Below are 12,919 nucleotides of genomic sequence, written 5' to 3'. Positions count from 1 at the left end.
AAGATGCTGCATCTCAAGGGCATCTATGGCCGCGAAATGTTCGAGACCTGGTACAAGATGATCGCGCTGGTGCAGGGGCCGCTCGATGTCAGTGGGCTGATCACCCACCGCATCGGCGTGGACGACTTCCAGACCGGCTTCGAGGCGATGAAGAGCGGCAATTCCGGCAAGGTGGTGATGGACTGGTGAGTGTTGGCCGGGTGCCGTTCCGGAAACGTTGGAGGGGTGGGAAGGATCGCTGCGTAGCAGTTTCATAGCTGCGTCGTTGATCTATCCAATGCCCCCTTAAGTGCCGCCATTCCTTCCGTGACCGCCGCTCGCTCGCTCGCGTTCAGCCTTCCCAGCAAGTCCCGCTCGAACGCTTTTGCCAACGGCACCATCTCGCGATAGGCGGCTAGGCCCGCGTTGGTCAGCGTCAGGTGCTCGACACGGCGGTCTTTTTCATCAGGTTTTCGCGTCAGCCAGCGGCGCCGTTCGAGCTCGGCGACGGCGCGCGAAACCTTGGTCTTGTGCATGGCCGATTGTTCGCCGAGCGCTGTTGCCGTCATCGTGCCGTGCTGGCCGAGACCGGCCAGCGTGCGCCATTCGGGCCGCGTCAGGCCGTGGCGGTCCTTGTAAACCCTGGAAAATTCGCGGCTGACAGCATCGGCAAGGCGATAGAGCCGGTAGGGCAGGAAGCTTTCAAGTTCGAGGGTGTCAGCCTCCATGGTCTGCTCCATCACGATTGATAGTTACATTTTCGATGGTTACAAATGAAACCAATTTGGTCAATCCAGGGAGGATGCCATGGCCTTTTCCTACATGCCGGGGTTCGGCAACGACTTCGAAACCGAGACTTTGCCCGGTTCGCTGCCGCAAGGGCGGAATTCGCCGCAGCGGCCGGCCTACGGCCTTTATGCCGAGCAGCTTTCGGGCTCGCCCTTCACCGCGCCACGCGGCACCAATGAGCGTTCCTGGCTTTATCGCATCAGGCCGAGCGTCAGGCACACCGGCCGCTTCAAGGTGGCGGATTATCCGCTGTGGAAAAGCGCGCCGAATGTCGGCGATCACGAACTGGCGCTTGGCCAGTACCGCTGGAACCCGGTGCCGATGCCGAAGGAACCCACCGACTTCATTGCCGGCATGCGCTCGATCACCACCGCCGGCGACGTGCTCGGCCAGACCGGCATGGCCGCCCATGTCTATGTCGCCAACCGATCGATGGCCGACGACCATTTCTTCAACGCCGACGGCGAGTTGCTTATCGTGCCGCAAGTGGGCGCGCTGCGCTTCGTCACCGAGATGGGCGTCATCGAATTGCGACCGGGCGAGATCGCCGTGCTGCCGCGCGGCCTCGTGTTCAAGGTCGAACTGGTCGATGAAACAGTGCGCGGCTATGTCTGCGAGAACTACGGCGCCAAGCTGACGCTGCCGGATCGTGGCCCGATCGGCGCCAATTGCCTGGCCAATCCGCGCGATTTCAAGACGCCTTGCGCCTGGTTCGAGGACAAGGAGACGCCGTGCCGGCTGATCGTGAAATGGTGCGGCCAGTTTCATGTCACCGAACTCGATCATTCGCCGCTGGATGTGGTGGCGTGGCACGGCAACTACTCGCCCTACAAATATGATCTGGCAACGTTTTCGCCGGTCGGCGCCATCCTGTTCGACCATCCCGATCCGTCGATCTTCACGGTGCTGACCGCGCCGAGCGGCGAAGAGGGCACCGCCAACATCGACTTCGTCATCTTCCCGCCGCGCTGGCTGGTGGCCGAAAACACGTTTCGCCCGCCCTGGTATCACCGCAACATCATGAGCGAGTTCATGGGCCTGATCCACGGCCAGTACGACGCCAAGGAAGAGGGTTTCGTTCCCGGTGGCATCAGCCTGCACAATCTGATGCTGGCCCACGGGCCTGACGCAACAGGTTTTGAAAAAGCCTTCCACGCGGATCTGAAACCGGTCAAGCTCGACAACACCATGGCCTTCATGTTCGAGACGCGATTCCCACAGATGCTGACCCGCTACGCCGCCGAGGTTGAAACCCGGCAGGACAATTACATCGACTGCTGGGCCGATCTGAAGAAGCGCTTCAACGGCACGCCCGAGGGCGACTGGTCTTGAGCGCTGATCCAATGCGGGATCGGCTGGTGCTGCTGGGCTCGAAGGGCGGCCCGGCGCTCCGGCCGGGCGGTCGGTGGCCGAGTTCGTCGCTGCTGATATTCGGCGGACGTACCATTGTCGTGGATTGCGGGCTTGGCGTGACGCACGGGCTGGCCGAGACCGGCATCAGCCTGAAGTCGCTCGACCTGGTCTTCATCACGCATCTGCATTCCGACCATGTGCTGGAACTCGGTCCGCTGATCCACACCGCCTGGACGGCGGGTCTGGCGACACCGGTCACCGTGTTCGGCCCGCCCGGCACCGGCCATTACTGGCAGCGCTTTTGCCAGGCGATGGAATTCGACATCGAGATACGCATAGTCGACGAAGGCCGGCCTGATATCGCAGATTTGGTTTCGATCATCGAGTTCGGCGAAGGCCGGGTGATGGAGGAGCGCGGCCTGAAGGTTTTGGCGCTACGCGTCGACCATCCGCCGGTGAACGACTGCTTTGCGCTGCGCTTCGAGCATGCCGGACAGAGCGTGGTGTTTTCCGCCGATACGGCGTTCTTTCCGCCATTGGCGGATTTCGCCAAAGGCGCCGACATTCTCGTCCATGAAGCCATGCTGGAAGACGGCATCGAGCGGCTCGTCGCGAAAACCGGCAATGGCGCGCGGCTGAGGGAGCATCTGCTCGCCAGCCATAGTTTTGCTGAGGAAGCGGGGCGCATCGCCAGTGACGCAGGAGCCAAAAGACTGGTGCTCAACCACCTCATCCCGGCCGATGATCCCGAGATCGGCGAGGCCGACTGGATCGCCGCCGTCAGGAAAACATGGGCCGGAGACTTGACGATTGCCCACGACGGCCTTGTTGTGGGACTGGAGCATGATCCCGAACCGAAGGACCGCGTTAGCGAAAAGTGAGAACCGGTTTTCGGAAGAGATCATAAGAACAAAATTCAAAGCGGCACCAAAGCCGCATCAGGAGAGGAAACCGCATGAAGCTTGCCACATTGAAGGACGGGACGCGCGACGGAAAGCTGGTCGTCGTCTCGCGCGACCTGACGCGGTTCACCGATGCCTCGTTTCTGGTGCCGACGCTGCAGTCGGCGCTCGACGACTGGAACCGGATCGCGCCGCATCTGGCGACAATAGCGGAATCGCTGGAGAACAATGCGGTGCCGTCAGCGCGCTTTCACGAGCATGATGCCCATTCGCCGTTGCCGCGCGCCTACCAGTGGGCCGATGGCTCTGCCTATGTGAATCATGTCGAACTGGTGCGGAAGGCGCGCGGCGCCGAGATGCCGGCAAGCTTCTGGACCGATCCGCTGATCTACCAGGGTGGTTCGGACAGTTTCATCGCGCCGCGTGATCCGATCCGCACGGTCGACGAGGCTCTTGGCGTCGACATGGAAGGGGAAGTCGCTGTCGTCGTCGACGATGTGCCGATAGGCGCAAGCCTCGATGCGGCAAGAGCCGCGATCCGGCTGGTCATGCTGGTCAATGACGTCACGCTGCGCTCCCTCACCGCGCCAGAGCTTGCCAAGGGCTTCGGCTTCTTCCAATCAAAGCCGTCCTCGGCGTTTTCGCCCGTCGCGGTGACGCCGGACGAACTTGGCGAGGCCTGGGATGGCGGCAAGGTCAACCTGCCGCTGCTGGTCGATCTCAACGGCAAGCCGTTCGGCCGCGCCAACGCCGGCGTGGACATGACATTCGATTTTCCGGCGCTGATTGTGCATGCCGCGAAAACCCGGCCGCTGGCCGCCGGCACCATCATCGGTTCGGGCACGGTCTCCAACAAGCTCGACGGCGGGCCTGGCAAGCCTGCCTCGGCGGGCGGCGCCGGCTATTCCTGCATAGCCGAGTTGCGCATGATCGAGACCATCGAGGCTGGCGAACCGACAACCCCGTTCCTGGGCCTTGGCGACATTGTGCGCATCGAGATGAAGGACAGGATCGGACATTCGATTTTTGGTGCGATCGAGCAGAAGGTCGAGAAATACATCAGGTAAGATTGCACTGGGAGGACGTCTGAAACGATGAACCTGCTGGACCATTTCAGCCGCATGGCGCGCAACAATCTCTGGTCGAACGACCGGCTCTATCGCGCCGTGCTGCAGCTTGAGCCCGGCGAATTCGAAGCCGAGCGAACCAGCTTCTTCCCGTCGATCATGGCAACGCTCAACCACATCCTGGCGGTCGATCATCTCTATCTCGATTTTCTCGAAGAGGGCGACCTTGGCGCCGCGGCCCATGACGATTTCGTGCCGTTCGATGAACCACAAGCGCTGTTTGACGCCCAGGGCGCATCCGACCGGCGACTGATCGCCTTTTGCGATCATTTGTCGGCGGCCGATCTCGACCGCCGTGTCATCACCGACCGGCGCGAGGACGGAAAAATACCGGAGCGCATCAGCGGTCTGCTCGCCCACCTCTTCATCCACGACATCCATCATCGCGGCCAGGTGCACGCCATGCTGTCCGGCACCTCGGTAAAGCCGCCGCAGCTCGACGAATTCTTCCTCGACTATGATCTGAAGCTGAGGAGAGCGGAGGTCGAGCGGTTGGCGATTGATGGCGGCAATTAATTGTAGTTACGAAAATTCTTGACTTAATTATTGTAGGTACATAAATTTCGGATGAAGATCGTCTGGGACGAACCGAAACGGTTGGCCAACATCGAAAAGCACGGGTTGGATTTTGCCACACTGGATGAGGAATTTTTCCTTACGTCAACGATCCGTGCGGCCAAAGCTGATCGTCTCATGGCAATTGGTCGGATGATTGACGGGATCGTTGCCGTGATCTTTGCCCGGCTCGGCTCCGAGGGCATCTCGATCATTTCGATGCGCCCGGCCAACCCGGCTGAAAGAAGATTGTACAATGACAAAACCTAAGCTGCAGACAAAATTCGAACCGGGGCGCGGCTACAGCAAGGAAGATTGGGATGCCGTTTCGGACAATCCGGAATGGACAGAGGAGGATTTTCGAAACGCTCGTCCCTTCGCTGAAGTATTTCCGGACCTCGCCGAAAGCATTCGCCGTTCGCGCGGGCGGCCGGCGCTCGACAATCCCAAGAAACAGGTGACGCTGCGCCTCGACAGCGATGTGGTCGCTCGCTTTCGCGCCGGCGGTCCCGGCTGGCAGAGCCGGATTAACGACATTCTGCGCAAGGCCGCCGGCTTGCCCAAATAGGCGTCGCCTCACTCCGCCGCCTGCACCTTCAGCACGCCGCGCTTGATCTGGTCCTGCTCGATCGATTCGAACAGCGCGCGGAAATTGCCCTCGCCAAAACCCTCGTCGCCCTTCCTCTGGATGAATTCGAAGAAGATCGGCCCGATTACGGTTTTCGAGAAGATCTGCAGCAGGATCTTGGTCGTGCCGCCGTCAACCACGCCTTCGCCGTCGATCAGGATGCCGTGCTTTTTCATCCGCTCGATCGGCTCATCATGGCCGTGCACGCGGGCATGAGACATCTCGTAATAGGTTTCCGGCGGACCGGGCATGAACTTCAGCCCGTTGGCTGCCAGCCTGTCGGTGGCGCCGTAGATCTCGTCCGTGCCGACAGCGATGTGCTGGATGCCTTCGCCATTATACTTCTTCAGATATTCGGCTATCTGGCTGGTGTCGTCCTTGGACTCGTTGAGCGGGATGCGGATCTTGCCGCAGGGCGAGGTGATCGCGCGGCTGACCAGGCCGGTGATCTTGCCGTCGATGTCGAAGAAATGGATCTGCTTGAAGCCGAACAGGTCACGATAGAAATCCCACCATTTGTCCATATTGCCGCGATAGACATTGTGGGTGAGGTGGTCGAGATAATAGAAGCCGACGCCTTCCGGCTTCGGGTCGGGCTCGCCCAGCCAGTCGAATTCGGCTTCGTAGGCCGAGCCTTTGTCGCCGTAGACCTCGATGAAATAAAGCAGCGAGCCGCCAATGCCTGATATCGCCGGCACATCGAGCGCCTTGTCGGCGCCTTCATAGGGTGTGGCGCCTTTGGCGACAGCATGGTCGAACGCGTGCTTGGCATCGACCACCCGCCAGGCCATCGAGGAAGCGCAGGGGCCGTGCTTGTCGACGAATTTCATCGCATGCGAGCCGGGTTCGGCATTGACGACATAGTTGATGTCGCCCTGCCGCCAGACGGTGATGTTCTTGGTGCGGTGCTTGGCTACCGGTACATAGCCCATGCGGGTAAAAAGCTCGGCGAGCTTTTCCGGTTCGGGATGCGCGAACTCGACGAATTCGAAGCCGTCGGTGCCGGCGGGATTGGCCTTGCTGATCGTTGCGGGCGGTGCATCGTGCGGGAAGGGACCCATGGTGTTGTCCTCCTAAGCTGCTTGGCCGCAAAGGGCCATTTTGACGCTACTATAGCGCGGAGCAGGCGCATGGTGCTTGCATTCAAACGCTTTAAACGAATAAATCATGCGGGAATTGTGCATGGTGGATGAAAAAATCATGGATGAGGCGCGCATAGACCAGTTTGACCGCAAGATAATGGCTCTCTTGCAGGGCGACGCACGGCTGACCAACAACGATTTGTCGGAACGGGTGAACCTGTCGGCGTCGCAATGTTCGCGCCGCCGCCAGAGGCTGGAGGAGGACGGCTATATCAGGGGCTATCGCGCGGTGCTCGACCGCGACAAGCTCGGCTTCTCACTGGTCAACGTCATCTCGGTGACGCTCGCCACCCACAACCGTGACAATGCGCGGCGCTTCGGCGAGTTGGTGGCGCGGTTGCCGCAGGTGCAGGAGGCGCACGCGCTGACCGGCGAGATGGATTACATCCTGAAAGTGGTGACGCCCGACCTGAAATCGCTGTCGGAATTCGTCAACGGCGTGCTCCTGCCGCACGAATCCGTGCAGCATGTGAAGACGGCGATCGTGCTGGAAACGCTGAAGGAAACCGGCGCGCTGCCGATTTAGCCCTTCGACTGCTGGATCAGCCCAAAAAGGTTGGTGCAGCGTGCGCCGGAACGGCAATAAGCGAACACCGGGCCTTCGAGCTCATCGAGCGCCTCAGCCTGGTCCTCGACATTTTGGGCGGTGATCTGGCCGCTGACGACCGGGATGTAGCGAAAGGTAAGCCCGGCGGCTTCGACTGCCGCTTTGACGGTGTCCGCCGAAGGCTGGCCGGGCTGCTCGTCATCAGGCCGGTTGCAGATGACGCTCTTGAAGCCGGCGGCCTTGATGGCGGCGACTTCTTCGGGCTGGATCTGGCCGGAGACCGAATAGTCCTCGGTGATCTGACGATATTCCATATTTCCTCGCAAAACTGGTTTGGCCGCAGTCTTTAAGACTCCCCGACGAGATCGGCAATCCGCGCAGAATGAAATCCCACTGCGCAGATAGTTATTTTCGACGGAGAATCCAACAGAGCCGGCGCGGCCCGGCTGGCCAGGAAGGCATCAGCTTCCGAGGATCGCGCCTTTGATCTGGGCGATGTTGTTGTGCATCAGGTCGATATAGGTCGATGCCGGGCCGTCGGGTTGCGACAGCGCATCCGAATAAAGCGTGCCGCCAACCTTGGTGCCGGTCTCGCTGGCGATCTGCTCGATCAGCCGCGCGTTGGTGATGTTCTCGATGAAGACCGCCGCCGCCTTGTCCTGCTTCACCTGGCTGACCAGCTTGGCGACGTCGGCAGCGGACGGCTCCGACTCGGTCGACACCCCTTCGGGCGCCAGGAAGGTGAGGCCATAGGCCTTCTCGAAATAGCCGAAGGCGTCATGCGAGGTGATGACGACGCGCTTCTCTTCCGGGATCGACTGGATCGCCGCCTGCACTTCGCCCTCAAGCACGTCGAGTTTCTCGGTATAGGCGGCGGCATTGGCCTTGTAGCTGTCGCAACCCCCAGCGTCGGCGGTGCAGAAGGCATCGGCGATGTTCTTCACATAGATCTTGGCGTTGGCGATCGACTGGAAGGCATGCGGATCGGTCTCGCCATTAGTATGGGCGCCTTCAGCGGCGTCGGCATCGGCGAATTCGGGTTTGAAGTTGATCGGCGTGACGCCCCTGGTCAAAACGGCGATCGTCGCCTTGGAGGCACTGGCGTCGACCAGGCGCTGCAAAAAGCCTTCGAAATGCAGGCCGTTGACCAGCACCACATCCGCACCCGCCATCGCCACCGCGTCAGCCGGGCTCGGCTCGTAGACATGGGCATCGCCATCCGGCCCGACGATGGTGGTCAGATTGATCCGGTCGCCGCCGACATTTTTGGCGAAATCGGCAATGATCGTGAAGCTGGCGACCACTTTCAACGGCTCCGCGAGGGCCGACGACGCGCCAAAGGCTGACAATGTCATAACGCCCACTGCCAGGGCGGCGCGGATCGATTTCAGCATGGACAGCACTCCTTTGGGATCAGGCGGTTCTGTGGCGGTGATGGATAATGCGGGCGCGCAGGATGCCGCGCGTGCCGAACAGGATCGAGGCAAAATAGACAACGCCGGCCGACAGGATGATGGCCGGGCCGGAAGGCAGCGACACGTGGTAGGACAAAAGCAGCCCGGCGACGCAAGAGGCAAAGCCGATCAGCACCGCCAGCACGCACATCGGCTCGACGCGCATGGTCCAGAAGCGGGCGGCAGCCGCAGGCAGCATCATCAGCCCGACCGATAGCAGCGTGCCGAGCGCCTGGAAGCCGCCGACCAGGTTGAGCACAACGAGGCCGAGGAAGATGAAATGCACCGGGCTGCCCAGCCGGCTGACCGAACGCAGGAACAGCGGGTCGAGACATTCGGCGACGAGCGCCCGCCAGAAGATGGCGAGGCTGACCAGCGTGACCAGCACGATGCCGCCGATCAGTGTCAGCGCTTCATTGTTGAGCGCAAGCACGGTGCCGAACAGCACATGCATGAGATCGACGCTGGAGCCGCGGATCGACACCATCAGCACGCCGATCGCCAGCGAAATCAGGTAGAAGGCCGCCATCGAAGCGTCCTCGCGCTGGATGGTGAAGCGCGAGACGGCGCCGGCGCCGAGCGCGACGATGATGCCGGCAATCAGCCCGCCGATGGTCATCGGCAGGATTTCCAGCCCATAAAACAGGAAACCGGCGGCAGCACCCGGCAGGATGGCGTGGGCCATGGCGTCGCCGGAAAGGCTCATGCGCCGCAACATCAGGAACACGCCGACCGGGCAGGCGCCGAGCGACAGCATCAGCGAGCCGGCAAGCGCCCGCTGCATGAAGGCGAATTCGGCGAACGGAGCAACGAGAAGACCGTAGAGCGTGTCCATCATGCTGCCCGCGGCCCGGAGCCGTGATGATGGTCGTGCGCATGGTTGTGCCCAGGGTCGTGCCCGGGGCCGTGACCGTGATCACCGTGTTTGTCCGGCTCGCACCAGGGCGCGTTCTCCTCCCAGGCTTCGTGGAAGCGGCGCGCGCGCAACAGGTTTTCCGGCCGCAGTGTTTCCCTGGTTTCGCCCCAGGCGATTGGCTGGCGCGCCAGCAGCAGCGTCTCGGGGAAGTTCTGGCGCACCAGTTCCAGATCGTGGACGACAACCAGGATCGTGCGTTCCTCGCCATGCCAGCGCTTGATTAGTGCGATCAGATCGCCGACGGTCTTGGTATCGACGGCGTTGAACGGTTCGTCGAGCAGAATGAGATCGGCGTCCTGCAGCAGCACGCGAGCGAACAGCGTGCGCTGCAGCTGGCCGCCCGACAGCGTGTCGATCGGGCGCTTCTCGAAGCCGCCGAGGCCGACGGCCATCAGCGCCTGGCTGACCGATTCGCGATCTTCCCTAGTGTAGCGGCCGAGCAGCCCGCGCCGTGGCCACAGGCCGAGCGAAACCAGATCAACGACCCGGGCGGGAAAGGAGCGGTCGAGTTCCGACTGTTGCGGCAGATAGGCGGCGCGCACGCCGGGCGCCCGGACAACCGTGCCGGCCATCGGCTTCAACACGCCGACGATACCCTTCATCAGGGTCGACTTGCCCGATCCATTGGCGCCGACGACTGCTGTCAGCGACCCGCGGCGGATTGTGCCATCGAGATGATGGATCGCCGGATGGCTGTTGTAGCCCAGCGTCAGGTCGCGGAATGTCAGGCAGGTTTTGGTCATGTGACGATCCGTGGGACACCACTAGTACGGCAGCGGGGTGGATATGTGATGTTATTACATTAGTCAACAAGTCAATCCGGCGGAATTGCGGCGACCGGAGCAATTTGCGTGTGCCTATTTTCGCCCCACGCCTGCTGGCTCAAGAGGATTCGCTCATGCAACCTTGCCGCCAGCGAACCGTGACTCTAAAGAGGCGCGACCCACAAAGGAAGGAAACGTCCAATGAGCATTCGTCGCATCGATGTTGGCCCACGCATGAGCCAGATCGTCATCCATGGCAACACCGTCTATCTGGCTGGTCAGGTCGGCGAACCAGGCGGAAACGTCGGCACCCAGACCAGGGACATCCTGGCGGCCATCGACGAATTGCTGGCCAAGGCCGGCACCGACAAGACCAAGATCCTGCAGGCGATCATCTGGCTGGCCGATATGAGCACCTTTGCCGAGATGAACGCGGCATGGGACAAGTGGGTGCCACAGGGCCATACCCCGGCCCGCGCCACCGGCGAGGCCAAGCTTGCCGGGCCGGAATACCTGGTCGAGATCATCGTTACCGCCGCCATTTGAGATGCGGCTCTTTACTCTCCCCCTCGAGGGCCCTCGAGGGGGAGGGTTACCCCTGCGACGGTGTGAACCGCGCGACCAGCGTGTGGCTGTCGGCCGCATAGGTGAAACGGACATGGGTGACCGGGTGCTCGGCGCTCCATGTCCGTCGCTCGACCACCAGGCAGGGGGCGCCGGACTCGATTTCGAGTGCGGTCGCAATGTGTCTGTCGGCGGCGACGGCGCGGATGCGGTGCTCGGCGGCACTCCATGGCACGCGGGCGATCAGCCACGGCCCAGGCGCGACGGCAAAAAATTCCTCGTTGGCGGCCTCGGCCACAGCGGCCAGGTTGATCAGCCGCTGTTCGTGGGCGAACGGCCGCTTGCCGGCGAAATGCCGGCATTCCAGCGCCAGCACCGGCCCGTTGCAGTCGAGTTCCAGCAAGGCGCGATCCTCGGCGCTGCTGCGTCTTTTATGTCGTGCCACACGCTCGTAGCGATAGGGCAGGCCGAGCGCCTCGACCTCGATCCTGATGTCATGGATTTCCAACACCGCGGCTTGCGACTGCGGCCGCCGGACAAAGCTGCCAGAGCGGCGGCGGCGCTCTATCAGCCCCGCCTTGGCAAGCTGCGACAGCGCCTTGTTCACCGTCATGCGCGAACATCTGTACTCGGCCGTCAGTTCGTGCTCGAACGGGATGCGGTGGCCGGGCGCCCAGGCGCCGGACAGGATTCGTTCGCTGATGTCGGACAGGATGCGTTGATGCAGCGAGAGGGGCTCGCCGCCGTCCGCATCCATTGTCTGGATCATGCTCATGCCGAAAGCGCCGTCATCACCGTGCGAAAACGCTCGGCAATAAAATCGCGCCTTGCATGCCTGCCACTGCTGACCAGTTTCTTGCCATGCACCCAGACACAATCGACCTTGGAACCGTTGGCGAAGATCCAGGTGTCGAGCACTGCATCGCCCGTCTTGCCGGCAAGCGAGGGGTGCTTGCCATCGAGCGAGATGAAATCGGCTGGGGCGCCGGCGGCGATCCGCGAGGGGCTTGCGCCGAGCGCTGCGCTGCCGCCGTCGAGCGCGGCATCGAACAGTGCGCGCCCGGTCGAACCGCCGGCGACCGCCAGCAGGTTGCGGGCACGGTGGGCGAGGCGCTGCGAATATTCGAGCTGCCGCAATTCGTCCGGCAGGCCGATCAGCACGTTGGAATCGGAGCCGACGCCGAAGCGGCCGCCATGTTGCTTGAACAAAGGTGCTGCAAAGGTGCCGTCGCCGAGATTGGCCTCGGTGATCGGGCAGAGGCCGGCGATTGCTCCGCTTTTCGCCATGGCCGCCGTTTCGGACTCGGTCATGTGGGTGGCGTGGATCAGGCACCAGCGACCATCGACCCTGGCATTGACGAGCAGCCATTCGACCGGCCGCGCCCCGGACCAGGCAAGGCAGTCCTCGACCTCCTTCACTTGCTCGGCGATGTGGATGTGGATCGGTCCGCCGGGTGCCATTGTCGCGATGTTTTCCAACTGCTCCGGTGTCACGGCGCGCAGACTGTGCGGGGCGATGCCGACGACCGCGTGATTCAAGGTGCGAACGGTTTCGTGACATTTCTCAACAAGCCGCGAGAACCGATTCATATCGTTGATGAATCGCCGCTGGCCTTCATTCGGCTCTGCGCCGCCGAAAGAGGAATGTGCATAGAAGACCGGCAGCAGCGTCAGCCCGATGCCGGTGTCGGCAGCCGCGGCGGTGATGCGGTCGGCCATTTCGGCGACGTTGGCGTAGGGCTGGCCGTCGCGGTCGTGATGCAGATAGTGAAACTCGCCGACGCGTGAGAACCCAGCCTCCAGCATCTCGACATAGAGCTGCGCGGCGACCGCCTCGACCTGATCCGGCGTCATCGACAGCGCGAAGCGATACATCACCTCGCGCCAGCTCCAGAAACTGTCGGATGAAGGGCCGCGCAGCTCGGCTAGACCGGCCATGCCGCGCTGGAAGGCGTGGCTGTGCAGGTTCGGCATGCCTGGCAGCAGAATGGCATGGCGTTCGTCGCCGGGCTGGGATGCGGTGTTGGGCTCGACCGTGGCGATGTGGCCATCACTGACGACGATCCGGGCATTGGAATGCCAGCCGTCGGGCAGAAGCGCCTGTTCCGCAAAGATCGCAGTCACGTTTTCTCTCCGATTCCCTTGTCCCGTGCAATGATACCGCTTGCAGTGCGTTTCAATATGTATATACATAATCAC

At 62.1% G+C, this 12,919-nt stretch carries 16 protein-coding genes and 1 pseudogene; 9 read left to right on the top strand and 8 right to left on the bottom strand.

Annotation, left to right across the window (positions count from 1 at the left end; all coding sequences use genetic code 11):
- Nucleotides 1-189: pseudogene (gene tdh / locus AC0L2M_RS32530) on the top strand (L-threonine 3-dehydrogenase); the annotation flags it as partial.
- A 62-nt stretch (nucleotides 190-251) separates the two neighbouring features.
- Here the strand turns inward: tdh and AC0L2M_RS32525 are convergent.
- Nucleotides 252-707 (bottom strand): MarR family winged helix-turn-helix transcriptional regulator, encoded by a 456-nt coding sequence (locus AC0L2M_RS32525; protein WP_287070675.1) that lies wholly within the window; start codon nucleotides 705-707, stop codon nucleotides 252-254.
- Nucleotides 708-786: 79 nt separating this feature from the next.
- On the opposite strand from AC0L2M_RS32525, the gene hmgA reads away from it, so the two are divergent.
- The 6 genes from hmgA to AC0L2M_RS32495 all read left to right on the top strand — a co-directional run bounded on the left by hmgA (nucleotide 787) and on the right by AC0L2M_RS32495 (nucleotide 5,273).
- Complete coding sequence (hmgA, locus tag AC0L2M_RS32520; RefSeq protein WP_128176899.1) at nucleotides 787-2,100, top strand: homogentisate 1,2-dioxygenase; 1,314 nt, start codon at nucleotides 787-789, stop codon at nucleotides 2,098-2,100.
- A gap of 11 nt (nucleotides 2,101-2,111) precedes the next feature.
- Nucleotides 2,112-3,002, top strand: a complete 891-nt coding sequence (locus AC0L2M_RS32515) for an MBL fold metallo-hydrolase (RefSeq protein ID WP_473525089.1) — start codon at nucleotides 2,112-2,114, stop codon at nucleotides 3,000-3,002.
- A gap of 74 nt (nucleotides 3,003-3,076) precedes the next feature.
- The gene (locus AC0L2M_RS32510) at nucleotides 3,077-4,090 is read left to right on the top strand and encodes a fumarylacetoacetate hydrolase family protein (protein ID WP_287174344.1); all 1,014 of its coding nucleotides are present in this window, start codon (nucleotides 3,077-3,079) and stop codon (nucleotides 4,088-4,090) included.
- A 27-nt stretch (nucleotides 4,091-4,117) separates the two neighbouring features.
- Entirely contained in the window at nucleotides 4,118-4,666 is a 549-nt protein-coding gene (locus tag AC0L2M_RS32505) for a DinB family protein (protein WP_473536988.1), read from the top strand.
- Between the two features lie 51 nt (nucleotides 4,667-4,717).
- Nucleotides 4,718-4,975, top strand: a complete 258-nt coding sequence (locus tag AC0L2M_RS32500) for a BrnT family toxin (RefSeq protein ID WP_128170246.1) — start codon at nucleotides 4,718-4,720, stop codon at nucleotides 4,973-4,975.
- Nucleotides 4,962-5,273: a BrnA antitoxin family protein gene (locus AC0L2M_RS32495; protein WP_027153896.1), complete on the top strand. Its 312-nt coding sequence runs from the start codon at nucleotides 4,962-4,964 to the stop codon at nucleotides 5,271-5,273. Before AC0L2M_RS32500 ends, AC0L2M_RS32495 begins: the two co-directional genes overlap by 14 nt.
- An 8-nt stretch (nucleotides 5,274-5,281) precedes the next feature.
- Here AC0L2M_RS32495 and hppD read toward each other — a convergent pair whose 3' ends face one another.
- Nucleotides 5,282-6,394, bottom strand: a complete 1,113-nt coding sequence (gene hppD / locus AC0L2M_RS32490) for a 4-hydroxyphenylpyruvate dioxygenase (RefSeq protein ID WP_128170248.1) — start codon at nucleotides 6,392-6,394, stop codon at nucleotides 5,282-5,284.
- Between the two features lie 139 nt (nucleotides 6,395-6,533).
- Here hppD and AC0L2M_RS32485 point away from each other — a divergent pair, with 139 nt between their 5' ends.
- A complete protein-coding gene (locus AC0L2M_RS32485; protein WP_023803215.1) occupies nucleotides 6,534-7,001 on the top strand; it encodes an Lrp/AsnC family transcriptional regulator in 468 nt (155 codons plus the stop codon).
- Here the strand turns inward: AC0L2M_RS32485 and AC0L2M_RS32480 are convergent.
- From AC0L2M_RS32480 to aztA, 4 genes are all read right to left on the bottom strand, one after another.
- Nucleotides 6,998-7,336 (bottom strand): protein tyrosine phosphatase family protein, encoded by a 339-nt coding sequence (locus AC0L2M_RS32480; RefSeq protein WP_287257746.1) that lies wholly within the window; start codon nucleotides 7,334-7,336, stop codon nucleotides 6,998-7,000. The genes AC0L2M_RS32485 and AC0L2M_RS32480 overlap by 4 nt on opposite strands.
- A 147-nt stretch (nucleotides 7,337-7,483) precedes the next feature.
- Complete coding sequence (aztC, locus tag AC0L2M_RS32475) at nucleotides 7,484-8,416, bottom strand: zinc ABC transporter substrate-binding protein AztC (RefSeq protein WP_128170250.1); 933 nt, start codon at nucleotides 8,414-8,416, stop codon at nucleotides 7,484-7,486.
- 19 nt (nucleotides 8,417-8,435) lie between these two features.
- Nucleotides 8,436-9,311, bottom strand: a complete 876-nt coding sequence (gene aztB, locus AC0L2M_RS32470; RefSeq protein WP_023803212.1) for a zinc ABC transporter permease AztB — start codon at nucleotides 9,309-9,311, stop codon at nucleotides 8,436-8,438.
- Nucleotides 9,311-10,135, bottom strand: coding sequence for a zinc ABC transporter ATP-binding protein AztA (gene aztA, locus AC0L2M_RS32465; protein ID WP_023803211.1), 825 nt, complete (start codon nucleotides 10,133-10,135; stop codon nucleotides 9,311-9,313). Before aztA ends, aztB begins: the two co-directional genes overlap by 1 nt.
- Before the next feature lie 222 nt (nucleotides 10,136-10,357).
- Here aztA and AC0L2M_RS32460 point away from each other — a divergent pair, with 222 nt between their 5' ends.
- On the top strand, nucleotides 10,358-10,702 hold the full coding sequence (locus tag AC0L2M_RS32460) for a RidA family protein (protein ID WP_023803210.1): 345 nt from the start codon (nucleotides 10,358-10,360) through the stop codon (nucleotides 10,700-10,702).
- Nucleotides 10,703-10,748: 46 nt separating this feature from the next.
- Here AC0L2M_RS32460 and hutC read toward each other — a convergent pair whose 3' ends face one another.
- Nucleotides 10,749-11,495, bottom strand: a complete 747-nt coding sequence (gene hutC / locus AC0L2M_RS32455) for a histidine utilization repressor (protein ID WP_473536987.1) — start codon at nucleotides 11,493-11,495, stop codon at nucleotides 10,749-10,751.
- On the bottom strand, nucleotides 11,492-12,844 hold the full coding sequence (locus tag AC0L2M_RS32450) for a formimidoylglutamate deiminase (RefSeq protein ID WP_023803208.1): 1,353 nt from the start codon (nucleotides 12,842-12,844) through the stop codon (nucleotides 11,492-11,494). The genes hutC and AC0L2M_RS32450 overlap by 4 nt, the downstream gene beginning before the upstream one ends.
- Nucleotides 12,845-12,919: the final 75 nt, after the last annotated feature.

The organism is Mesorhizobium sp. WSM4806, assembly GCF_055811635.1.
The sequence above is the reverse complement of the archived record's forward strand: the minus strand, read 5'-3'. Positions and strand labels throughout refer to the sequence as shown.

Coding starts and splice junctions, on each gene's coding strand:
- hppD (WP_128170248.1), bottom strand. CDS start 6,394: ATGGGTCCCTTCCCGCACGATGCACCGCCCGCAACGATCAGCAAGGCC.
- AC0L2M_RS32505 (WP_473536988.1), top strand. CDS start 4,118: ATGAACCTGCTGGACCATTTCAGCCGCATGGCGCGCAACAATCTCTGG.
- aztB (WP_023803212.1), bottom strand. CDS start 9,311: ATGGACACGCTCTACGGTCTTCTCGTTGCTCCGTTCGCCGAATTCGCC.
- hutC (WP_473536987.1), bottom strand. CDS start 11,495: ATGAGCATGATCCAGACAATGGATGCGGACGGCGGCGAGCCCCTCTCG.
- AC0L2M_RS32510 (WP_287174344.1), top strand. CDS start 3,077: ATGAAGCTTGCCACATTGAAGGACGGGACGCGCGACGGAAAGCTGGTC.
- aztC (WP_128170250.1), bottom strand. CDS start 8,416: ATGCTGAAATCGATCCGCGCCGCCCTGGCAGTGGGCGTTATGACATTG.
- AC0L2M_RS32460 (WP_023803210.1), top strand. CDS start 10,358: ATGAGCATTCGTCGCATCGATGTTGGCCCACGCATGAGCCAGATCGTC.
- AC0L2M_RS32525 (WP_287070675.1), bottom strand. CDS start 707: ATGGAGGCTGACACCCTCGAACTTGAAAGCTTCCTGCCCTACCGGCTC.
- AC0L2M_RS32485 (WP_023803215.1), top strand. CDS start 6,534: ATGGATGAGGCGCGCATAGACCAGTTTGACCGCAAGATAATGGCTCTC.
- hmgA (WP_128176899.1), top strand. CDS start 787: ATGGCCTTTTCCTACATGCCGGGGTTCGGCAACGACTTCGAAACCGAG.
- AC0L2M_RS32480 (WP_287257746.1), bottom strand. CDS start 7,336: ATGGAATATCGTCAGATCACCGAGGACTATTCGGTCTCCGGCCAGATC.
- AC0L2M_RS32515 (WP_473525089.1), top strand. CDS start 2,112: ATGCGGGATCGGCTGGTGCTGCTGGGCTCGAAGGGCGGCCCGGCGCTC.
- aztA (WP_023803211.1), bottom strand. CDS start 10,135: ATGACCAAAACCTGCCTGACATTCCGCGACCTGACGCTGGGCTACAAC.
- AC0L2M_RS32495 (WP_027153896.1), top strand. CDS start 4,962: ATGACAAAACCTAAGCTGCAGACAAAATTCGAACCGGGGCGCGGCTAC.
- AC0L2M_RS32500 (WP_128170246.1), top strand. CDS start 4,718: ATGAAGATCGTCTGGGACGAACCGAAACGGTTGGCCAACATCGAAAAG.